Source organism: Microbacterium sp. CGR2, assembly GCF_003626735.1.
Taxonomy (GTDB): Bacteria; Actinomycetota; Actinomycetes; order Actinomycetales; family Microbacteriaceae; genus Microbacterium.
This window is the reverse complement of sequence record NZ_RBHX01000001.1, coordinates 2,396,215-2,416,222: the sequence shown is the minus strand read 5'-3', so window position 1 is coordinate 2,416,222 and position 20,008 is coordinate 2,396,215. Positions and strand designations below refer to the sequence as shown.

Below are 20,008 nucleotides of genomic sequence, written 5' to 3'. Positions count from 1 at the left end.
TTCCTTGTGGTCACCCCTCTTCTCACGCGAGAGGCGTCCTGTTCACTAAAGTGAGAACCGATGAGCGCCAACAGGTATTCCCCGTCCCGTGTCCAGGGTGCCTACATCGCGCCGTCGAAGGACGAGCCGATCCAGGCAGAGCTCACCATCCCGGGATCGAAGTCCTTGACGAACCGAGAGCTCATCATCGCGGCCATCGCCGATGGGCCCGGCCGTCTGATCGCTCCTCTCCATTCCGACGACTCCCGCCGCATGGTCGATGCGCTGCGTGCCCTGGGCATCGGCATCGAGGAGGAGGATGCGGGCCACGAGTTCGGCCCTGACCTCATCGTCACCCCCGCGAAACTGCAGGGCGGCGCCACCGTGGACTGCGGCCAGGCGGGAACCGTGATGCGGTTCATCGCCCCGCTCGCCGGGCTCGCTCAGAAGGATGTGCACCTGACCGCACACGAGACGGCTCTGCACCGGCCGATGGGCGGCCTCATCAGCGCACTCCGTGATCTCGGAGTCGACATCGATGACGAGGGAACCTGGGCTCTCCCCTTCACGATCCGCGGTCACGGGCGCATCCGCGGCGGCCGCGTCGAGGTCGACGCCTCCGCCTCCAGTCAGTTCGTCTCGGGTCTCCTGCTCGCCGCGCCGCGCTTCGACGTCGGGTTGCACCTGGTGCACACGGGTGAGCATCTGCCGAGCCTCCCGCATATCGACATGACCATCGAGGCACTGAGCCGCCGCGGCATCCGCATCGAGCGCCCCGCCGTCGGAGAGTGGCTGGTCGAGGCCGGTGTTCCCCGCGCGAAAGAGATCGCGATCGAGCCGGATCTCTCCAACGCGGCCCCGTTCCTCGGCGCTGCGCTCGTGACGGGCGGTTCCGTGTCGATCACGGGGTGGCCGGCGCACTCCACCCAACCGGGCGCCCTGCTGCCCGAGATCCTTCAGGCGATGGGTGCGCACGTCGGCCGACACGGGGGAACTCTGACCGTGCGCGCGGGTACCGACATCCGCGGGCTCGATCTCGATCTCTCGGCCGCAAGCGAGCTCACTCCGACCCTCGCGGGGATCGCGGTGTTCGCCGAATCTCCGACGACCATCCGGGGCATCGGTCACATCCGCCTGCATGAGACCGACCGGATCGCCGCGCTCGTGGGTAACATCCGTGCGCTCGGTGGCGAGGCGGAAGAGCTCTCCGACGGACTGCGCATCACGCCGCGCGCGCTCCGCGGAGGACCATGGGCTGCACACCACGATCACCGAATGGCGACCACCGGTGCCCTGATCGGCTTGCGGGTGCCCGGCATCGAGATCGATGACATCGGCACCACGGCCAAGACTCTGCCCGAGTTCACCATGCTCTGGGAGCGGATGCTGCGGGGCCGCGGATGAGCTGGCTCGATGACACCGACGATCCCGACGATGAGTTCGAGGACTTCGATGAGGCCAGTATCCGCACCCGTCCCAACCCGAAGGCGAATCGTCCGCGCACCAAGAGACGGCCCGCGCATGACGACGCCCAGATCGGTCGCGTTCTCGGTGTCGATCGCGGTCGATTCACCGTGCTGCTCGACGAGGAGACCGACGACGAGCGTCTGATCACGACGACGCGTGCGCGCGAGCTGCGGCGCAGCCCGATCGTGACCGGCGACCACGCCCGGGTGGTCGGAGACGTGAGCGGAGAGGACGGGACGCTCGGACGCATCGTCGGTATCCTCGATCGATCCTCGCTGCTGCGCCGCAGTGCGGATGACACCGACCAGGTCGAGCGCGTGATCGTGGCGAACGCCGATCAGATGCTCATCGTGGTCGCCGCTGCCGACCCGGAACCACGCGCTCGTCTCGTCGACCGCTACCTCGTGGCCGCTCTGGATGCCGGCGTACGCCCGCTCCTCGTCGTGACGAAGACCGATCTCGCGGATCCGACACCGTTTCTCGCGCACTTCGCGGGACTGGATCTGCACGTGTTCACAAGCGCAGAGGACCGGATGCCAGTGGATGAGATCGGTGCAGCTCTGGTCGGACACTCCACCGTCTTCGTCGGACACTCCGGTGTCGGCAAGTCCACGCTCGTCAACGCTCTCGTCCCGACGGCGGGCCGCGCAACCGGGCACGTGAACCAGGTCACCGGCCGCGGCCGGCACACCTCGTCGTCGACGGTATCCCTCCGATACAGCGGGGCCGAGGGAAACGGTTGGGTGATCGACACCCCCGGCGTGCGATCCTTCGGACTCGGGCACGTCGACCCCGCGAACATCCTCGCCGCCTTCACGGAACTCGCCGCGATTGCAGAGAACTGCCCGCGCGGCTGCACCCACCTCGTCGATGCCCCCGACTGCGCGCTGATCGAGGCGGCCGAGCGCGACGAGCTGAGCGAGACCGGACGGGCAAGGCTCGATTCGCTGCAGCGTCTGCTGCAGACGTTCGCAGACAAGGCCGAGCAGACTCCTGGCCGATAGGCTGGCTCCGTGACTCAGCGCCTCGAACCCGGAACCGCAGCCCCCGACTTCACGCTCCTCGACCAGGGCGGCTCCCCCGTCGGTCTCGCCGATCTGCGTGGCCAGAAAGTCGTGCTCTACTTCTATCCGGCGGCGATGACACCGGGGTGCACCACGCAGGCGTGCGACTTCCGGGACAACATCTCCTCGCTCGAGGGTGCCGGGTACCGGGTCGTGGGCATATCGCGCGACGAGCCCTCCAAGCTCGCGGAGTTCCGCGACCGAGACGGACTGACGTTCACCTTGCTCAGCGATCCCGACCATTCTGTGCATTCCGCCTACGGCGTCTGGGGCGAGAAGCTCAACTACGGCAAGGTCGTCGAGGGCGTCATCCGCTCCACCTTCGTGCTCGACGAAGACGGCACCGTTCGTCTCGCCCTTTACAACGTCAAGGCCACGGGACACGTCGCACGCGTGCGGAAACTCCTCGGCCTCGACGGCTGAGCCTTACCCGCGTCTCTCGGCGGATCAGTCGGCTTCCGGTCGCTCGGCCTCGCGACGAGCGCTCGCGATCAGCAGGGCGAAGCCCAGCAGGCCGGGCAGCCCGACGCCCACGGTGAACGCCCAGAGGACCGGGTGAACAGTCAGCGACGCCAAGGCGAGCGCGATGGCCAGCACCTGCACGACCACTCCGCCTGACCGTGCCCACGAGCGACCCGCGCGTACCCCGAAAGCGAACGCGAACAGAGCAGCGGCCCCGATGAGGGTGAGCACGATCAGAGCCACCGCAGTAGGGAGCGACGCCGCATCGCCGGCGCCCAGCCCCGCGACCTCGATCAGTGCGAAGACGACGAGTGCTGCTCCTTCCGCCGCGAGCAGAGCGGCGGCCGCGAAGGCGAGGCGTGGTGCGTGCACGATGGGTCTCCTGAGAATCGAGTGAGAAGGCGGAAAACCCTTGATTTCGCAGGTTTCATGTAACAGAATAGACAGCGTCATGTGCTCCCACAGCGGCGTGGGGCGGGCGCTTCGCCCGCATCACGATTCGCGGGCGTCCGTCCGCATTTCACCAGGGTAGCCGACCCCGAACGGTCACCCGAATCTGAGCCGCCGCATCGCGGAAGCTCGAATCCACACCGAGGAGCCCCCATGGACTGGCGCGACAAGGCCGCCTGCCTGACTGTCGATCCCGAGCTGTTCTTCCCCGTCGGGAACACCGGCCCGGCCGTCGACCAGATCGAGAAGGCGAAGACCGTCTGTGCGACGTGCACGGTCACCGAGATCTGCTTGCAGTACGCACTCGAGAGCAGCCAGGACTCTGGCGTATGGGGCGGGCTGTCCGAAGACGAGCGCCGCGCGCTGAAGCGCCGCGCTGCACGCGCCCGCCGCGCTTCCTGACCTTCACCGACGCGGCCTGAGACCTGGTCTCAGGCCGCTTTCGCGTGCTCGTCCTGCTCGAAAGCGGCCGCTCAGTGCTCGAGCCAGCGCAGTGGGATGTCGATGACCACTTCGGTGCCCTCGCCATCACTCCCGCGCCACTCGATCGTCCCCCCGAGTTCGCCTTGGATGAGCGTGCGGATGATCTGCGTGCCGAGCCCCTGGCCGATCCGCCCCTCGGGCAGACCGAGCCCTGTGTCATGCACCGTCACGCGCAGATTGTCTTCTGTCCTGGTCGCGTCGATCGTCACTGACCCTTCACGCCCCGCGAGACCGTGCTCGACGGCGTTGGTCACGACTTCGGTGAGTGCCAGCGCCAGCGGAGTCGCATATTCGCTGGGCAGCACACCGAACCGTCCGGTGGAGTGCGTCCGGGCACGCGTGTTGGGCGCGGACGCGACCTCGGCGACAAGCTTGAGCACACGATGGAAGACCTCGTCGAAGTCGACCTTCTGCGTCAGACCCTGGGCGAGCGTGTCGTGCACGACCGCGATCGAGTCCACTCGGCGCATCGCCTGCGTGAGGGCCTCGCGCGCCTCGTCGGAGTGCGTGCGGCGCGCCTGGATGCGCAGCAGCGATGCGACGGTCTGGAGATTGTTCTTCACCCGGTGATGGATCTCGCGGATCGTCGCATCCTTGGTGATGAGCTCCTGCTCCTGGTGACGCAGCTCCGACACGTCGCGACAGAGCAGAATCGCACCGATGCGCGTCCCGTGGTCTTTGAGCGGGATCGCTCGCAACGACACCGTCACGCCCCTGGCCTCGATGTCGGTGCGCCAGGGCGCGCGCCCGGTGACGACGACCGGAAGCGACTCGTCGACTTGCCGAGACGGGGGCACCAGCCTCGTCGTCACCTCGGCGAGGGACTCCCCCTCGAGCTCATCATCGAAACCCATTCGATTGAACGCGGAGAGAGCGTTGGGGCTGGCGAATGTGGTGATTCCGTCGACATCGATGCGGATCAGCCCGTCCGACGCACGTGGCGCCCCGCGACGCGGCGACGTCGGAGCCGCGAGATCGGGGAAACTGCCGTCGGCGATCATCCGGAAGAGATCGTCGGCGCACTCCTCGAAAGTGATCTGCTGGCGCGAGGGCGTGCGGGCCTCACCGAGATTGGTGTGTCTGGTGACCACTCCGATGACGGTCGGCGCGGCATCGCCTCCGCGCCGCTCTCGGATGATGGGGACGGCGCGCACTCGCGTAGGCGTCTCCTCGAACCAATCCGGTGAGGACGAGTCGACGATCTCGGCGGACTCGAACGCGCCCTGAACCTGCGTACGCCACTGCGGTCGCACCCGCTCGCCCACGATGTCGCGATAGAACAGAGTCGCCGCCCCGCTCGGCCTGGCGTGGGCCACGGCGATGAAGGAACCGTCTTCCGTCTGTATCCAGACGACGATGTCTGCCGAGGCGAGGTCGGCGAGGAGCTGGCCGTCGCCGGCGAGCCTGTGCAGCCACTCAACGTCGCCGTCGTTCAGACGGCCCTGGGCATGGGCGAGATCGCTGAGGGTTGACACGTCACCAGCCTAGAGTCAGATCACTCAGAGCACTGCCAGCGAGCTCGCGCGCCACCGATGATCCAGTCCTTCGAGTCGGATCGCCACCGCTCGGGTGCGCCCTGGCCCTGTCACGACCACCACTGCCTCGATGATGCCGTCGAGAGGCTCCGTCACCCGCAGAGACCGGATCTCGAAACTCGGACGCGCGGGCGGAACTCCGCGCGCGCTTCGAGCCCGCGCCGACAGGTTGGAGCGGGCCACCAGGCTTCGGAACGCATCTTCGCTGAACCATCGGGCGAGCTGGTCGACTTCTCGCACGCCTGCGAGCACCTCCAGCACGCCGCGCGTCAGACTGCGCAGAAGCGGCGCGGGGTCGGGAAGCTCGACGGTGGGAGTCGGTTGCGGTGCGAAGTACTCGTGAAGCGTCATGATCTGAACTCTCGATCCGGTAGAACTGCGAGCCAGTACAGCACGGTGGGGTGGAGGCGAATCCGGCTGGGAGGAAAGAATGTGGATAACTCGTACATCGGATATCACGGTCGCCTACTGTCGATCGAGTGCATTGGGATCGCCTGTTCGAAGAGCTCGAGGGCCAGCTGGCCTCCGAGTGGGAGGCCGAGCGCGCAGCGCTCGACGCAGAATCCGAACGGTTGCGCATCTCGCGGCTCGAACTGCGCGCTCGTCTGCGAGTGCTATGTGCCACCGGCGCCGACGCCACGCTCGATCTCGGCGACGGGCAGCGCCTTCCCGTCACGCTGGAGGCCATGGGGGCCGACTGGATCGCTGCGATCTCTCGCGTGGGCACCGGGCCCCGCCTCCCCCGGCCGACCCTGATCATCCCGCAGCATGCGATCACAGGGCTGACCCTCGACCACGGCATGATCCTGTCGAGCCTGGAACAGACGGATCCGCAAGGCCACGAACTTCGGGAACGGATGACGCTCGGCTTCGTGATGCGCGATCTCGCACGGCGTCGGGTACCCGTGCACATCAGCACGCTCGTCGGCGAAGACGTGCACGGGACGATCGACCGCGCCGCGGCGGACCATCTCGATCTCGCCCTTCACGACGCTGGGGAAGCCCGTCGCGCCGGCGCGGTTCAGGGGTTTCGGCTCATCCCCTTCACAGCGGTGACAGCCGTGCGAACCCCCGGCAGTCAGATGCCCTGAACAGAGGAGACTCCCCACACCTCGGGAAAGCTCGCCGCCTGAGACTGCCGCCAGAGCGCCATTCTTCTGGCATCTTCGGACTGCTCCGACAGGTAGTCCCGCAGACTCGACTCCTCGATCCGCCAGCGCTGCGGGGAGCCGACCTGCGACCCGCGCAACCGTCCTTCGAGGACCAGCGCGATCACCTCGTCCACGCTGATGCTCAACAACTCGGCCACCTGGGCAGGCGCGAGGAATCGCGGGGCGGGCGCGGGGGCATGTGCCATGTCTCCATTGTTCCCCACCCGCGGCTCGGACCCCACGCTTGGCACGCCCTGTGGATAACTCATGAGGTGCTCGGCGGATTTCTGTGACCATGTCGCCATGGCTACCCCTCTCCGCCCCCGACGCGCCTTCTGGGGTGATGTCCGTTTCCTCATCGGCATCGCCTTGGTGGCTCTTTCCATCAGCGGCGTGTGGTTCATCGTCTCCGCCTCCGACGATGCGACGCCCGTGCTTCTGGCCAGCAGGACGATCACGAAGGGAGAAACGCTCGCCTCCGGCGACTTCCAAGTGGTCGAAGTCGGTCTCGGTGCCCTGACGGACGACTACCTCGGCCCTCAAGACCTCCAGCCGGGACAGGTAGCGTCGCGGACGGTGTGGAAAGGGGAGATCGTGCCCGTCGCGGTGGCCGCTCCAGCCGATGCCAACCGCAGCACGACGATCGTAGTCGAGAGCACGACGGGCATCCCCGAGGATGTCGAGCCCGGCACGGTGGTCGAACTCTGGCACGCGCCGCCCTTGGATGACGGGCGCTCCTATGACGCTCCTCGCATTCTGGTCGCGGATGTCATCGTCCGAACCGTGCTCGAGACCGACGGAGTGCTCGCCGACGCAGGCACCCAGGTCGAGATCGTGATCGACAGGGCCGATGTCGCAGATGTGCTCGCTGCGGTCACCGGTGGAGCCGCTCTGTCTGTCGTTCCCGTCCGGGCAGAGCCATGACCTCGGTCGTGGTGGCGATTGCACCGCCGAGAGCCGATGAGCTCGCCGCCGAGCTCGAACTGGAAGGCATCAGGGTGGTCGCAGTCGTATCGGCGCGCGACCCCTGGGAGCAACTCTCCGACGCGCAGATCTCCGACGCTCAGGCGATCATCGTCCCCGCTGAACGCGGAATTCTGACGGCGGAGCTGGTCGCCGCCTGCGACCGGGCCGCGGTGCGCATCCTCGCTCTCGGTAGCCCGGAGAGCCGTCTGCTGGGCCGCCTAGGCCTCGGAGATCCGCTGCCCGTCGCGGCCGCAGGGTGGGAGATCGCGGCAGCATTGGCCGCAGACTCCCCCACCGCGCCCGCGACTCCGGCCCAAGCCCCGCACCGTGTGACGGCGGTGTGGGGGCCGCACGGCGCTCCGGGGCGCTCGACAGTCGCGATCCAACTCGCCGTCGAGTTTGCTCGCGCCGGCCGAAGCTCGGCGCTGGTCGACGCTGACACCGTCGCCCCGTCGCTGGCTCTCCTGCTCGGGCTCAGCGACGACGCGCCGGGCATGGCCGCCGCCTGCCGACGAGCAGAGCTGGGAGGCCTCGACGCCGCGGAGCTCACTCGTCTCGCCACGACAGTCGCCAGCAGTGCAGGTGAGGTCGAGGTGCTTCCCGGCATCAATCGGCCCAGTCGGTGGCCGGAGCTCTCGTCCACACGCGTGGCCGCGACTCTCCGCGCGTGTCGCGACTGGATCGACGAGACTGTCGTCGACGTCGCCGGCGCGTTCGACGCCGACGATGAGGTGACCCACGACCTCGCAGGTCCTCGCCGTCATGCCGCAACGTCATCCGTGCTGCGGGAAGCCGACGTCATCATCGCCGTGGCCTCGGCAGACCCTCTGGGCATCAGTCGATTCCTCAGGGACCATGCGGAGCTGCGGCGAATCGTCTCTCCGACACCGCTCACCGTCGTGGTCAATCAGGTCCGTCCGGGCCCCTTGGGCATTGACGCCCGGGGCCAGGTGAGACGCACGCTCGAACGATTCGCCGGCATCACCGATGTCTCGTTCCTGCCCTTCGACCAAAGGGCCGCCGACGCAGCGCTGCTGCACGCTCGGCCGATGTCGGATGTGACGCCACGCTCGCCCTTCGTCGCCGCCGTCCGCCGCCTTGCCGCGTCGACGTCAGCGCCCGCCGGCGCACGAGCGGCGCCTACTGGCGATAACTCGCGAGGAAATTCCCCAGTCGCTCGACGGCTTCGCTCAATACTCTCGGCTCGGGCAGAGTGACCAGGCGCAGGTGATCGGGCGTCGGCCAGTTGAATCCGGTGCCCTGGACCAGCAGGATGTGCTCGGCGACAAGCAGGTCGTAGACCAGCTTCGCGTCATCGCGGATCTCGTGCACGTTCGGGTCGAGCCGAGGGAAGGCGTAGAGCGCACCCTCGGGCTTGACGCAGGACACACCGGGGATGGCCTCAAGCCCCTGCCATGCGATGTCTCGCTGCTCGTGCAGACGTCCGGTCGGCGCGATCAGAGCATCGATCGACTGCACGCCCGAGAGCGCGGCCTGCACAGCGTGCTGGGCCGGCACGTTGGGGCACAGCCGCGTGGAGGCCAGCAGCGTGATCCCCTCGAGGAAGCCCTTCGCATGCCCCTGCGGCCCGGTGACGACGAGCCAGCCCGATCGGTATCCGGCCACGCGGTAGGTCTTCGAGAGCCCGTTGAACGTCAAGCAGAGCAGGTCAGGTGCGAGGGTCGCCGTCGGGATGTGCTCAGCGCCGTCGAACAGGATCCGATCGTAGATCTCATCCGACAGCAGCAACAACTCGTGCTCGCGCGCGATCTGCACGATGCCCGCGAGAATCTCGCGGGAGTAGACCACACCGGTCGGATTGTTCGGGTTGATGATCACGATTGCCTTGGTACGAGGCGTGATCTTCGATCGGATGTCCTCGAGGTCAGGCTGCCAGCCGTCGTCCTCGTCGCAGAGGTAGTGCACCGGCGTACCGCCGGCGAGGCTCGTCATAGCTGTCCACAGCGGATAGTCCGGCGCGGGGATGAGCACCTCGTCGCCTTCGTCCAGCAGCGCCTGCATCGTCATCGTGATCAATTCGGAGACGCCGTTGCCGAGAAAGACATCGTCGGGGTCGAACCGCGGGAAGTCCTCGATCTGCTCATAGCGACTGACCACGGCGCGACGAGCGGAGATGATGCCCTTGCTGTCGCTGTAACCGTGAGCCGTCGGGACGGCGGCGAGCATGTCGTGCACGATCTGGTGCGGGGCATCGAACCCGAAGATCGCCGGGTTCCCGGTGTTCAGCTTGAGGACATTGTGGCCCTCGGCTTCCAGCCGCGCCGCCTCGACGAGGGCGTTTCCGCGAATCTCGTACAAAACGTTCTTGAGCTTCGACGACTGATCGAAGTGGCGCGATGGTGTCATTGCGCAAGCCTACAGCGACAGAAGAAGGGCCGATCCACACGGATCGGCCCTTCTTCGTCAGCAGAAAGTCACTTCTTCTTCTTGCCCTGCGCGCGCCGCTGCTCGCGGTTGCCGGCCTCGGGCGCGGGAGCATCCGTGCGCTGACCGAAGGCGCCGCGAGCGCCCTGCTCGGCCTCCTCGGCCGGTTCGGGCTGTGTGCGCGCGGCCGCCTGACGAAGACGATCGGTAGCCGCCTGCTGGACCTGGCCGCGGTCGTTCCGCACCTCGACCTCACCGGCGTCGTTGGCTGCAGAATACTCGAGGCGTTGTTCAGCACTGCCCTCGGAGAGGCCCTTCGCCTCCACCTCGGTGACCTCGGAGTCCGCCGCGCGGCGCACTTCCACCTCGAGGTTGTAGAGGTAACCGACCGACTCCTCCTTGATCTGCCCCATCATGGACTGGAACATCGAGTAGCCCTCGCGCTGGTACTCGATGAGCGGGTCACGCTGCGCCATCGCACGAAGACCGATGCCGTCCTTCAGATAGTCCATCTCGTAGAGGTGGTCACGCCAGCGACGGTCGAGAACCTGCAGAACGACGCGACGCTCGAGCTCGCGCGTCGCAGCTTCGCCCAGCGACTCCTCACGCTTCTCGTACGCGATCTTCGCGTCGGAGAGGAGCTCGCGGGTGAGTCCGTCGGCGCTGATTCCGCCCTTGCGGCCTGCCGCTTCTGCGACCACTTCGTCGATCGTGACGCCGACGGGGTAAAGCGTCTTGAGTTCGGTCCACAGCGCGTCGAAGTCCCAGCTCTCGTTGTGACCTTCACCGGTGTGGTCGCGCACCACCCCGCTGATGGCGTCTTCGATGAAGTGCTGCACCCGGTCGGCGATGTCGTCGCCCTGCAGGATGTGGCGGCGATCGGCGTAGATGGCCTCACGCTGACGGTTCAGGACGTCGTCGTACTTGAGGACGTTCTTGCGCATCTCGGCGTTCCGCGACTCCACCTGCGACTGGGCGCTGCGGATGGCGCGGGAGACCAGCCCGGATTCGATCGGCACATCGTCGGGGAAGTTCGTACGCGCCAGGATCGCCTCAGCGGCGCCCGATTGGAACAGACGCATCAGATCGTCGGTGAGACTGAGGTAGAAGCGGCTCTCTCCGGGGTCGCCCTGACGGCCGGAGCGACCACGCAGCTGGTTGTCGATGCGGCGCGACTCGTGACGCTCCGTGCCGAGCACGTAGAGCCCGCCGGACTCGATGACCTTCTCGGCCTCCTCGGCGACGACTGCTTTCATCGCCTCATAGGCTTCGTCCCACGCGACCTCGTACTCGTCGGGTGTCTCGACCGGGTCGAGTCCCTTGCCCTTGAGCTCTTGAACCGCGAGGAACTCGGCGTTTCCACCGAGCATGATGTCGGTTCCACGCCCTGCCATGTTCGTCGCCACGGTGACCGCACCCAACCGACCGGCACGCGCCACGATCTCCGCTTCACGCGCGTGGTTCTTGGCGTTGAGGACCTCGTGCTTCACACCCTTCTTGGCAAGCAGGCGCGAAAGATACTCGCTCTTCTCCACGCTCACCGTTCCGACCAGCACGGGCTGTCCGTTGGAGTGGCGCTCCGCGATGTCTTCCACCACCTGAGCGAACTTGGCCGTCTCGTTCTTGTAGACGAGGTCGGACTGATCCTTGCGGACCATGGGCCGGTTGGTGGGGATGGCGATGACGCCGAGCTTGTAGGTCGACATGAACTCTGCGGCCTCGGTCTCGGCCGTACCGGTCATGCCCGCGAGCTTCTCGTAGAGGCGGAAGTAGTTCTGCAGGGTGACGGTCGCGAGGGTCTGGTTCTCAGCCTTTACCGGCACGCCTTCCTTCGCCTCGATCGCCTGGTGGATGCCCTCGTTGTAGCGACGCCCCACGAGGATGCGGCCGGTGTGTTCGTCGACGATCATGACCTCGTCGTTCATGACGACGTAGTCGGTGTCCTTCTTGAACAGAGCGAGAGCCTTGATGGAGTTGTTCAGGAACGAGATGAGCGGGGTGTTCGCCGACTCGTACAGGTTGTCGATGCCGAGGTAGTCCTCGACCTTCTCGATTCCAGGCTCGAGCACACCGACTGTGCGCTTCTTCTCGTCGACCTCGTAGTCGACCCCGGCTTCGAGCGTGCGGGCGATCTTCGCGAACTCGGCGAACCACCGGTTGGCCTCGCCCGACGACGGGCCCGAGATGATCAACGGCGTACGCGCCTCGTCGATGAGGATCGAGTCCACCTCGTCGACGATCGCGAAGAAGTGCTCGCGCTGCACAAGGTCTTCCTTGCGCCACGCCATGTTGTCGCGCAGGTAGTCGAAGCCGAACTCGTTGTTCGTGCCATAGGTGATGTCGGCGGCGTACTGTTCACGGCGGACGGCAGGAACCTGCCCGGAGACGATGATCCCGGTGGTCATCCCGAGCGCGCGGAACACACGCCCCATCAACTCGGCCTGGTAGCTCGCGAGGAAGTCGTTCACGGTGATGATGTGAACGCCCTTGCCCGCGATCGCGTTGAGATAAGCCGGGAATGTCGCGACGAGCGTCTTTCCTTCACCGGTCTTCATCTCGGCGATGTTTCCCAGGTGAAGGGCCGCGCCACCCATGATCTGCACGTCATAGGCGCGCATGCCGAGTGTGCGCTTGGCGGCCTCGCGGACGGCGGCGAACGCCTCAGGCATGAGCTGATCGAGCGTCTCGCCCTTCTCGAAGCGTGCCCGCAGCTCGACCGTCTCGTTGCGCAGCTCATCGTCGGTGAGCTTGGAGATGTCGTCCTCCAGTGCGCCCACTGCCTTGACTACCTGGTTCAGGCGGCGGATGACCCGCCCCTCACCAGCGCGCAGCAGCTTCTCAAGAGGATTGGCCACGGATGTCATCTCCCTGTCAGTGGGTAAAGCGCCAGCCGCCAGAAGGGCGAGCGCCAGGCATACTTCGCCATGTTACCGGTCTGTGACCTGCACGTCGCCTGCAAGCATTCCTCCGCGCGCCGACTCGAGTCAATACTCGGTATGCATATACTCGGCATTGCTTTCACGTCGCACCACGAGGGGATCTTCATGTCCGTACGCCAGAGCCTGCTCGCGATCCTCGACCAGGGCCCCTGCTACGGCTATCAACTCCGCCTCGAATTCGATCGACGGACCGGCTCGACCTGGCCGTTGAACGTCGGACAGATCTACAACACTCTCGAGCGGCTCGAGCGGGACGGTCTCGTGCGCCGAGGTGCCGCCGACGAGCAGGGTCACGTGTACTGGCAGATCACGGACGCCGGGTCGGCAGACGTCGCACGGTGGCTCGTGGCCCCTGTGGTGCGGACGAAGGCGACGCGCGACGAACTCGCGGTCAAGCTCGCCATCGCCGCGACACTGCCCGGCATCGACGTGACCAGCGTCCTCGAGGCGCAACGCTCCGCCTCTCTCGATCAGCTCGAGGCCCTCCAGCACGCGCGATACCCCGGCACGGTCGATGGTGCCGAGGAGCTCGCCTGGCGGCTGATGACCGATTCCATGATCTTCGCAGCGGAGGCCGAGCTGCGCTGGCTCGATCACACGGCACAACGCCTCGCCGAACAGCCGACGCACGCGCTGCAGCTCCCACTGGCCGCCGAGCGGCCGAAGCGCGGCCGCCCGACCTCGCGTCGCCCCGTGGCGGCGTGACGCCTGCAGCGAACCCGACGCCCCCCGAAGCGGATGCTCAGCCATGGCAGGCGCAGAGGAAACTAGGATCGGGTCATGGCTGGAATTTGGGGCAGACGCAAACGCGAACAGGAAGAACTCGCCGCACAGGATGCGGATCTCGCCCGTCGGGCGGAGCAGGCCCTGGTCGGCGCCGACGAGAGGATCCGGACCACGTCCGATGAACTCGCCTTCGCGGAAGCCGAGCTCGGCGAGTCTCTCACCGCAGACCTCAGGAAGGCGCTCGCGGCCGTGCGAACCCACCTGCGTGAGGCGTTCCAGATGCACCAGCTCAACCACGACGAGATCCCCGACACTCCGGAAGAGCTGCGCACCCGCAACGCACGCATCCTCCAGCTGTGCGACTGGGCGCAGGATCTGCTCGATGAGAAGACGTCTGTGCTCGCGGCATCCGTCGCCAAGGTCCGCCGGGCCCCCGAGATCGTCGCACAGATCCGCGCGGATGCCGCAGCACTGAGCGCCCGTATCCCCCAGACCAATGAGTCCGTACAGCGGTTGTCCGCTCGCTATGCCGAGTCGGCGATGCACCAGATCACCGCGAGTGCCGCGGAAGCCGAGCAGCTCATCGCTTTCGCGACGCACAGCGCCGACGTCTCCGAGCGTCGTCGTGCCGCGAAGCAGAACGAAGAAGCCAACCTCGCCCTCGAAACGGCGACGGAGGCGACGCGCCGCGCGTCGGCGCTGCTGGATGCGGTCGAAGACTTCGAGATCGAGGCCCTGCGGGCCGAGTCGACCCTCGCCGAGGTGGTGGCCGACTCGCGCGGCGACCTGATCGCCGCACGAACGGCGCCGAGGGAACCCGCCGTCGCCGAGGCGATCGCCAACCTGCAGGCGGCGCTCAGCGCACTCACCCCCTCCGGGACGCCCAACGACCCCTTCGCCGAGCTGTCGCAGCTGCGCGACGCCAACTCCGCTCTGGACGAAGCCATCGCACACGCCCGGCACCGTGCCGAGAATCCGCTGCCGAGCATCGCGCAGGTCCAGCACGCCATCGACGACGCGGATCGGCAGCTGGGCGTGGCACGCGGTCTCATCTCCGGCCACCGCGGCTGGATCGGCGCTGACGCGCGCACACGCCTCGCCGAGGCCGAGCGGCTTCGGGTGGACGTCTCGGATCTGCTTCCCGCAGAGGCGACGCGCGAACAGGCGCTCGTTCAAGCACGGCGAGTGGCTCACCTCGCGTCCGAGGCACTGCAACTCGCGCAACGCGATATCGACTCGGCCCGCCCGCAGGATCAAGGCTGGGGCGGCGGCGACGGCTGGGGCGGAGGCGGGGGCGGTTGGGGCGGCCGACCGGGCGGCGGCGGCGGCAACATCGCTTCCGGCCTGCTCGGCGGCCTCGTGATCGGCAGCCTCCTCGACGGCATGTTCGACTGACGCACAGCCCGCTTTCGCCCCGACGTCAAAACGGCCCGCCCCTTCTCGAGGCGGGCCGTTTCCTGTCGCGTCAGGAGGCGAGCGCCTCCGACGGAGGAGCCTGGGTGCTCAACGCGATGACACCGTAATCCCAGCCCTTGCGTCGGTACACGACGCTCGGGTGGTCGGTGCGGACATCGACGAAGAGGAAGAAGTCGTGTCCGACGAGTTCCATCCGATCGACAGCCTCCTCGACGGTCATCCACTCCGCGTCGAAACTCTTCGTGCGGATGACGACGGGCGAATACGCCTCGTCCTCTTCGCTCTGGATCGGCACGCTTCCCGTGGCGACCGCATGCAGCACCTCGGCGGATGCCGGCTGTACATCGATGCCTTCGAGCTGTCCGGTCTCCTTCTCGAAATGCGGCCCACGAGGGTGCTGACGCCCGTCGACCCGCTTTTCCTTCGCTCGGCGCAGTTGTTCCGACATCTTGTCGACGGCGAGGTCGAGCGCCACGAACTTGTCGCCGTCGGTCGCTTCTGCGCGAACCACGGGACCCTTCCCGACGAGCGTGAGTTCGACCGTCTCCTCGGGGACGTGCCCATTGCGGAAGACCCGATGCGTGACCTTCACGTCGAGTCGTTGCGCGCGGGCCGCGAACGATTGAACCTTGGCGATCTTCTCCTCGACAACGGTTCGGAAGCGATCAGTGATACCTACTCCGACGCCAACGATGCTTGTTTCCATTGCTGCCTCCTTGTCCCGGTCCTCCCGGCCAAGGGCGGACCGTGGTCGCCTTGTGGTCCCCAACCGTAGTCCGCATGCCGGTGGATGTCACGGGGGACTTTCGTCGTGTCGGCGATGAGTTCCCGATGCGTCTCCTGCGAATCCGGAGAGCCGCGGCGTGGCTGCCAGGGTCACGGCCCCTTCGATATGGAACCCTCCCGCGCGGAGTGCCCGCGCGGCTTCGTCGATGGTGGCGCCGGTCGTGACGACGTCGTCGACCAGCACGACCGAGGTTCCGTTCTCGCGGCGGTGCGCCTTCATGCTGCCCTGGATGTTGTCGATGCGCGCCTGGAAGCCCAGCCCCCTCTGATCTCGCGGAGTCGCTTCGAGAGAGAGCAGGCGCTGCGGCCGGGCTCCGGCGTGTCGCGCGAGCAGGTCGGGGACACGATACCCGCGGCGACGGAACGCTCTGCTCGAGGTCGGCACGGGGACGATGGCCGCCGACACCGCCAGGAACGGCGACAGCACTGCGGCGAGCGCTGAGCCGAGAGGACGAGCGAGGTGCGTCTCTCCATCGCCTTTGAGGCGCCGGATGCATCGTGCGCTGACGCCGTCGAACTCCAGTGCCGAGCGCACGAGCAGCCCGCGCGGTGTCACCAGTTCGCGCGGTGACGGCGCGAGAGCGTGTCGGCAGGATGCACACAGGAGGTGCCCCGGCTCGTCGCACCCGGCGCAGGTGGAGGCCATCAGGAACGCGGCGACGTCGGCGCCCACGCGACGCAGAGTCTGGTTCACACGCATCCGCTCATCCTGCGCCGGCGCGATGTCATGGAAGCGCCCTCATGGCTCACCCGGGGAGAATCGCGGACCCGCCCCGGCTGTGCAGCAGAGCTGCGTTCACTCCCCTGCGCGGGTGGCGAGAACCGTGACTCCGGTGATGACCTCGCGCCACGCGGAACCGGCGTGTGCGAAGAGTTTGCCGCTGGATCCGAGAACGCGCACGCCGGCGACAGTCCGTGCGCCGGCAATCGAGACGGCATCTGTCGGTGCGGCCTCTGCTCCCCCTGGTCCGCCGACCATCTGAGTGATCAGCTGCGGATTCTGGGGATCGACGAGGACACTGAGTCGATCCGAGCCCAACCACGCCAGACCTGACGACGGCGCAGGGGTACGGTCGAGCGACTTGACCTCGCCGAGCTCGATCGGGACCCCCTCGGAATCGCGGATCACCGCCGCGACGACGATCCACCGTTGCTGGCCGACCGTGATGACGGCAGCCACTCTGGCTCCGTCGGCGGACACCCGGAGGTCGCTCACCGCGGAAGCGTTCGGCCAGGCGTTGCCGACCTTGAGGGGAACCGCATCGCTCCCCGACACCTGCACTGCGTCGGGGTCGCCTGCCGGCACCGTCCAGGTGTAGCCGTAGGGATCGAGAGAAGGGGTGATCAGACCCGGCCGTGAGTCCAGTTCGTCGCGAGTTCCTTCGGCGACCCGGTACACATGGCCGTCGCCGAGCTGCACGGCCGCGCGGGAATCGTCGACGGCGACGTCGATCGCGGCGATCGGATCCGAGATGGCGGCGATCTCCTCGCTGATGCCCGGGATGGGCGATATCTCGTCGCCGACGACCCGACCGAAGGCGCCGTCTCGCAGTACCAGCGTCCCGACATCCGCCGACGAGTCGGCGAGTTCGACCACGCCGGCGTCGATCGCGCGCCCGTCGACCGTGAACTGCACCTGCGACACCGCCACTCCCGCCGCCCGCAGGGTCGCCTGCAGCTGCGTGCGCATACGAGACAGAGTGAGTTCGTCGAGGCCTGTCGCCGCCCGCGTGAGCGCAACCTCCGCGATCTGCGCCTCGATCGGGACGGCCTCCTGGGCCAACTGCACGTCGACGGGGAACGCCGTCTGCACAGCGGGGTCGAGCCATGAACTCGGGCTTCCGCCGATGAGCGCCTGCGTGACGGTGGTGGCGGGACTCTGGCGCCGGGGGAACCATCGCACATCGGGGACGAGGCGCGTCCAGCTGCTGTCGAAATATTGCAACGCGTAACCTTCGAACACCTTGGCGAAGCGGGGCTCGTCGATGACGATGCCGTCGGGTGCCTGGGTGATGCGCCATTCCCCGTCGTCCATGCGCTCCAAAGTGAACGGCACGTTCGAGGCACCGACGGCCTCGGAGTACGCGCCGAACTCGTCCACGCTCGCCACCAGAGCCAGAAGCACCTGCACCTCCGCACTGTCGGCACTCTCTACTTCGGCTTCAGGGACGGATGACTCCAGCCTTCGCGCGGGGATGCCGCTGTCGATCGAGACGCCGGCGGTGGGTGTCCATGACTGCTGGAGCTCCGGCGCAAGGAAGTCGCGCGCAGTGTCCCAGTTGTCGGACGTCGTGACGCCTGCCTCGAGGAAACCCTCGACGATCTCCTGCGGCCCCGCACCGGCGATCGGTCCTGATGCCACCGGAAGGAAGTCGACGTCGGGCGGTGACTCGCCGAGTTCGAGTCCCACTGCCACGTCTCCGCTTGTCGGGAGGCCTGCGCACGCGGGCAGGAGCAAGGCCACCACGACGAGTGCGCCGCCCTTCAGCATCTTCTTCCAACCGGACTCGGTCATCGCGCCTCCGTCTCGCCGAGCAGCTCGGGCGGGATCTCCGCGAGGGAGATGGGCTGAGTGGCGTCACCGAGCTCCGCGAGCGGCTCCTGCGGCTCGGTCGGAATGGGGCTCGGTCCTTCGAGAACAGGGCCGTGCCGGGGAACGGTGAGGACGAAGTTCGTCCCGACGCCCGGCTGCGACCAGACAGACAGCGTCCCGCCGTGGAGGGTCGCATCGCCGAGAGCGATGGAAAGACCGAGCCCCGTGCCTCCGATCGTGCGCTGGCGAGAGGGATCAGCGCGCCAGAAACGGTCGAAGACGCGCTCGGCATCGGCAGGGTCCATCCCGAGCCCGAAATCGCGCACCCCCGCCGCGACCGCATGCTGGTTGCTGTCGACAGTGACGACGACGGGGCGCCCCTCGCCGTGTTCGATCGCATTTCCGATCAGATTCCGCAGAACGCGGCGGACACGGCGGGGATCCATGTCGACCGGAGAATAGCCCCCCGGCGCCACGAGCCTCAGTTCGGAACCGTGTCCCTCCGCGAGGGGATGCATCTGCTCGATGATGTCCTCTGCGAGGTGCGCGAGGCTGGTCGCCTCCAACTCGAGCTGCACGGAACCCGCGTCGTAGCGGCTGATCTCCAGGAGGTCGGACAGCAGCGTCTCGAATCGCTGCACCTGCGCGTGCAGAAGCTCGGCCGCACGAGCGGTGGTGGGGTCGAACTCCGACCGCCGGTCGTTGAGCATGTCGGCAGCCAGCCGGATGGTCGTCAACGGGGTGCGCAGCTCATGCGACACATCCGAGACGAAGCGCTGCTGCACCAGCGAGAGCTCACCCAGCTCTTTGATCTGCGCTTCGATGCTGTCAGCCATCGCGTTGAAGGATCGACCCAGGGTGGCCAGCTCGTCCTCGCCGTGCACTTCGAGACGGACACCGAGGTCTCCTGCAGCCAGACGCGCACTGGTCTCCGCGGCCTGGACGATCGGGGTGGACACCGTTCGCAGCACTATCCAGGAGATCGCGGCGACGATCGCCACCAGCCCGATTCCCGCGATCCACAGCGTGCGCTGCACGAACACGAGCGTCTGATCGGCGTCTTCGAGGTCGTAGGCGAAGTAGACCTCGAACGGACCAGCCTCCGGCACCTGCAGCTGCTGGCCGACGACGATCCCGGGTACGTCGCCGCCGTCGCCGACAGGCAGCGCGACGGACTGCCACGCCTGACGGTCGTCGAACTCGACGACGCGGGCGCGGAGCTCCGGACTCAGCTGATCCTCGCTCAGACCGCCGGCGGTGAAGCCGTTCAGCCCGACACCGTCGGAACCCGTCTCGATCGGGTAGCCGGCCAGCTGGTCGGCACTCGATGTCCGCGCGAAGTTGGTCTGGATGCTGTTCCACAGCTCCGTGAGCGCGGCGGGGTCGTCGCCGACCTCTGCCACGTCGAGGATGATCTGCGCTTCGTCGACGGCTCGCCGGGAGTCCTCGAGCGCGACGTTCTTGCGGGAGACGAACAGGTCGTTCTGGATCACGAGGGCCATCGTCACGCAGGTGATGAAGATGGCCAATGATGTCGCGATGAGCGTGATCGTGAGAGTGCGGAACCGCAGTGAACGTCGCCACAGCGCTCCCAGCACGGTCGGCCAACCTCGCCAGTCGCGCAGGACAGCGACCGCCGTGGTGGTCGCTGTCGTCGCGGCCATCG

At 67.1% G+C, this 20,008-nt stretch carries 19 protein-coding genes; 9 read left to right on the top strand and 10 right to left on the bottom strand.

The window, feature by feature from the left end; translation table 11 throughout:
- Nucleotides 1-60 precede the first annotated feature (60 nt).
- The 3 genes from aroA to bcp are packed head-to-tail and all read left to right on the top strand — an operon-like array spanning nucleotide 61 to nucleotide 2,933.
- Nucleotides 61-1,383, top strand: a complete 1,323-nt coding sequence (gene aroA / locus D7252_RS12050; protein ID WP_120775606.1) for a 3-phosphoshikimate 1-carboxyvinyltransferase — start codon at nucleotides 61-63, stop codon at nucleotides 1,381-1,383.
- Complete coding sequence (gene rsgA / locus D7252_RS12045; RefSeq protein WP_120775605.1) at nucleotides 1,380-2,450, top strand: ribosome small subunit-dependent GTPase A; 1,071 nt, start codon at nucleotides 1,380-1,382, stop codon at nucleotides 2,448-2,450. Before aroA ends, rsgA begins: the two co-directional genes overlap by 4 nt.
- A gap of 9 nt (nucleotides 2,451-2,459) precedes the next feature.
- Entirely contained in the window at nucleotides 2,460-2,933 is a 474-nt protein-coding gene (gene bcp / locus D7252_RS12040) for a thioredoxin-dependent thiol peroxidase (RefSeq protein ID WP_120775604.1), read from the top strand.
- A gap of 24 nt (nucleotides 2,934-2,957) precedes the next feature.
- Here bcp and D7252_RS12035 read toward each other — a convergent pair whose 3' ends face one another.
- Nucleotides 2,958-3,344 carry a hypothetical protein gene (locus D7252_RS12035; protein ID WP_120775603.1) on the bottom strand — a complete coding sequence of 129 codons (387 nt, stop codon included), beginning with the start codon at nucleotides 3,342-3,344 and terminating at the stop codon, nucleotides 2,958-2,960.
- 231 nt (nucleotides 3,345-3,575) lie between these two features.
- Here D7252_RS12035 and D7252_RS12030 point away from each other — a divergent pair, with 231 nt between their 5' ends.
- Nucleotides 3,576-3,824: a WhiB family transcriptional regulator gene (locus D7252_RS12030; RefSeq protein ID WP_028503730.1), complete on the top strand. Its 249-nt coding sequence runs from the start codon at nucleotides 3,576-3,578 to the stop codon at nucleotides 3,822-3,824.
- A gap of 71 nt (nucleotides 3,825-3,895) precedes the next feature.
- Here the strand turns inward: D7252_RS12030 and D7252_RS12025 are convergent, their stop codons facing one another.
- Entirely contained in the window at nucleotides 3,896-5,380 is a 1,485-nt protein-coding gene (locus tag D7252_RS12025) for a sensor histidine kinase (protein WP_120775602.1), read from the bottom strand.
- A gap of 24 nt (nucleotides 5,381-5,404) precedes the next feature.
- Nucleotides 5,405-5,791: an Rv3235 family protein gene (locus D7252_RS12020; RefSeq protein ID WP_120775601.1), complete on the bottom strand. Its 387-nt coding sequence runs from the start codon at nucleotides 5,789-5,791 to the stop codon at nucleotides 5,405-5,407.
- 128 nt (nucleotides 5,792-5,919) lie between these two features.
- Here D7252_RS12020 and D7252_RS12015 point away from each other — a divergent pair, with 128 nt between their 5' ends.
- Nucleotides 5,920-6,531 carry a hypothetical protein gene (locus D7252_RS12015; RefSeq protein WP_120775600.1) on the top strand — a complete coding sequence of 204 codons (612 nt, stop codon included), beginning with the start codon at nucleotides 5,920-5,922 and terminating at the stop codon, nucleotides 6,529-6,531.
- Here the strand turns inward: D7252_RS12015 and D7252_RS12010 are convergent.
- The gene (locus D7252_RS12010; RefSeq protein WP_120775599.1) at nucleotides 6,519-6,797 is read right to left on the bottom strand and encodes a helix-turn-helix domain-containing protein; all 279 of its coding nucleotides are present in this window, start codon (nucleotides 6,795-6,797) and stop codon (nucleotides 6,519-6,521) included. The genes D7252_RS12015 and D7252_RS12010 overlap by 13 nt on opposite strands.
- 97 nt (nucleotides 6,798-6,894) lie before the next feature.
- On the opposite strand from D7252_RS12010, the gene D7252_RS12005 reads away from it, so the two are divergent.
- Both D7252_RS12005 and D7252_RS12000 read left to right on the top strand, forming a co-directional pair.
- Nucleotides 6,895-7,515 (top strand): SAF domain-containing protein, encoded by a 621-nt coding sequence (locus tag D7252_RS12005; protein WP_120775598.1) that lies wholly within the window; start codon nucleotides 6,895-6,897, stop codon nucleotides 7,513-7,515.
- Complete coding sequence (locus D7252_RS12000) at nucleotides 7,512-8,774, top strand: P-loop NTPase (protein ID WP_120775597.1); 1,263 nt, start codon at nucleotides 7,512-7,514, stop codon at nucleotides 8,772-8,774. Before D7252_RS12005 ends, D7252_RS12000 begins: the two co-directional genes overlap by 4 nt.
- On the opposite strand, the gene D7252_RS11995 is transcribed toward D7252_RS12000, so the two are convergent.
- Nucleotides 8,698-9,924, bottom strand: coding sequence for a pyridoxal phosphate-dependent aminotransferase (locus tag D7252_RS11995; protein WP_120775596.1), 1,227 nt, complete (start codon nucleotides 9,922-9,924; stop codon nucleotides 8,698-8,700). The genes D7252_RS12000 and D7252_RS11995 overlap by 77 nt on opposite strands.
- 68 nt (nucleotides 9,925-9,992) lie before the next feature.
- Nucleotides 9,993-12,797, bottom strand: coding sequence for a preprotein translocase subunit SecA (gene secA / locus D7252_RS11990; protein WP_120776946.1), 2,805 nt, complete (start codon nucleotides 12,795-12,797; stop codon nucleotides 9,993-9,995).
- Between the two features lie 189 nt (nucleotides 12,798-12,986).
- Between secA and D7252_RS11985 the strand changes: the two genes are divergently transcribed.
- Together D7252_RS11985 and D7252_RS11980 are read left to right on the top strand one after the other, a co-directional pair.
- Nucleotides 12,987-13,586 carry a PadR family transcriptional regulator gene (locus D7252_RS11985; protein WP_120775595.1) on the top strand — a complete coding sequence of 200 codons (600 nt, stop codon included), beginning with the start codon at nucleotides 12,987-12,989 and terminating at the stop codon, nucleotides 13,584-13,586.
- Nucleotides 13,587-13,661: 75 nt separating this feature from the next.
- Nucleotides 13,662-15,002, top strand: a complete 1,341-nt coding sequence (locus D7252_RS11980) for a hypothetical protein (RefSeq protein WP_120775594.1) — start codon at nucleotides 13,662-13,664, stop codon at nucleotides 15,000-15,002.
- A 70-nt stretch (nucleotides 15,003-15,072) separates the two neighbouring features.
- Here D7252_RS11980 and hpf read toward each other — a convergent pair whose 3' ends face one another.
- From hpf to mtrB, 4 genes are all read right to left on the bottom strand, one after another.
- Nucleotides 15,073-15,729, bottom strand: coding sequence for a ribosome hibernation-promoting factor, HPF/YfiA family (hpf, locus tag D7252_RS11975; protein ID WP_120775593.1), 657 nt, complete (start codon nucleotides 15,727-15,729; stop codon nucleotides 15,073-15,075).
- 87 nt (nucleotides 15,730-15,816) lie between these two features.
- Complete coding sequence (locus tag D7252_RS11970) at nucleotides 15,817-16,509, bottom strand: ComF family protein (RefSeq protein ID WP_120775592.1); 693 nt, start codon at nucleotides 16,507-16,509, stop codon at nucleotides 15,817-15,819.
- Nucleotides 16,510-16,605: 96 nt separating this feature from the next.
- Nucleotides 16,606-18,324 carry a GerMN domain-containing protein gene (locus tag D7252_RS11965; RefSeq protein WP_251050719.1) on the bottom strand — a complete coding sequence of 573 codons (1,719 nt, stop codon included), beginning with the start codon at nucleotides 18,322-18,324 and terminating at the stop codon, nucleotides 16,606-16,608.
- Nucleotides 18,321-20,006: an MtrAB system histidine kinase MtrB gene (gene mtrB, locus D7252_RS11960; RefSeq protein ID WP_120775591.1), complete on the bottom strand. Its 1,686-nt coding sequence runs from the start codon at nucleotides 20,004-20,006 to the stop codon at nucleotides 18,321-18,323. Before mtrB ends, D7252_RS11965 begins: the two co-directional genes overlap by 4 nt.
- Nucleotides 20,007-20,008: the final 2 nt, after the last annotated feature.

What these genes read in the sequence shown, in the direction of transcription:
- D7252_RS12000 (WP_120775597.1), top strand. Translation starts at nt 7,512, where the DNA reads ATGACCTCGGTCGTGGTGGCGATTGCACCGCCGAGAGCCGATGAGCTC.
- D7252_RS12010 (WP_120775599.1), bottom strand. Translation starts at nt 6,797, where the DNA reads ATGGCACATGCCCCCGCGCCCGCCCCGCGATTCCTCGCGCCTGCCCAG.
- aroA (WP_120775606.1), top strand. Translation starts at nt 61, where the DNA reads ATGAGCGCCAACAGGTATTCCCCGTCCCGTGTCCAGGGTGCCTACATC.
- rsgA (WP_120775605.1), top strand. Translation starts at nt 1,380, where the DNA reads ATGAGCTGGCTCGATGACACCGACGATCCCGACGATGAGTTCGAGGAC.
- D7252_RS12030 (WP_028503730.1), top strand. Translation starts at nt 3,576, where the DNA reads ATGGACTGGCGCGACAAGGCCGCCTGCCTGACTGTCGATCCCGAGCTG.
- D7252_RS12005 (WP_120775598.1), top strand. Translation starts at nt 6,895, where the DNA reads ATGGCTACCCCTCTCCGCCCCCGACGCGCCTTCTGGGGTGATGTCCGT.
- D7252_RS12020 (WP_120775601.1), bottom strand. Translation starts at nt 5,791, where the DNA reads ATGACGCTTCACGAGTACTTCGCACCGCAACCGACTCCCACCGTCGAG.
- mtrB (WP_120775591.1), bottom strand. Translation starts at nt 20,006, where the DNA reads ATGGCCGCGACGACAGCGACCACCACGGCGGTCGCTGTCCTGCGCGAC.
- D7252_RS11970 (WP_120775592.1), bottom strand. Translation starts at nt 16,509, where the DNA reads ATGCGTGTGAACCAGACTCTGCGTCGCGTGGGCGCCGACGTCGCCGCG.
- hpf (WP_120775593.1), bottom strand. Translation starts at nt 15,729, where the DNA reads ATGGAAACAAGCATCGTTGGCGTCGGAGTAGGTATCACTGATCGCTTC.
- D7252_RS11995 (WP_120775596.1), bottom strand. Translation starts at nt 9,924, where the DNA reads ATGACACCATCGCGCCACTTCGATCAGTCGTCGAAGCTCAAGAACGTT.
- D7252_RS11980 (WP_120775594.1), top strand. Translation starts at nt 13,662, where the DNA reads ATGGCTGGAATTTGGGGCAGACGCAAACGCGAACAGGAAGAACTCGCC.
- D7252_RS11965 (WP_251050719.1), bottom strand. Translation starts at nt 18,324, where the DNA reads ATGACCGAGTCCGGTTGGAAGAAGATGCTGAAGGGCGGCGCACTCGTC.
- D7252_RS11985 (WP_120775595.1), top strand. Translation starts at nt 12,987, where the DNA reads ATGTCCGTACGCCAGAGCCTGCTCGCGATCCTCGACCAGGGCCCCTGC.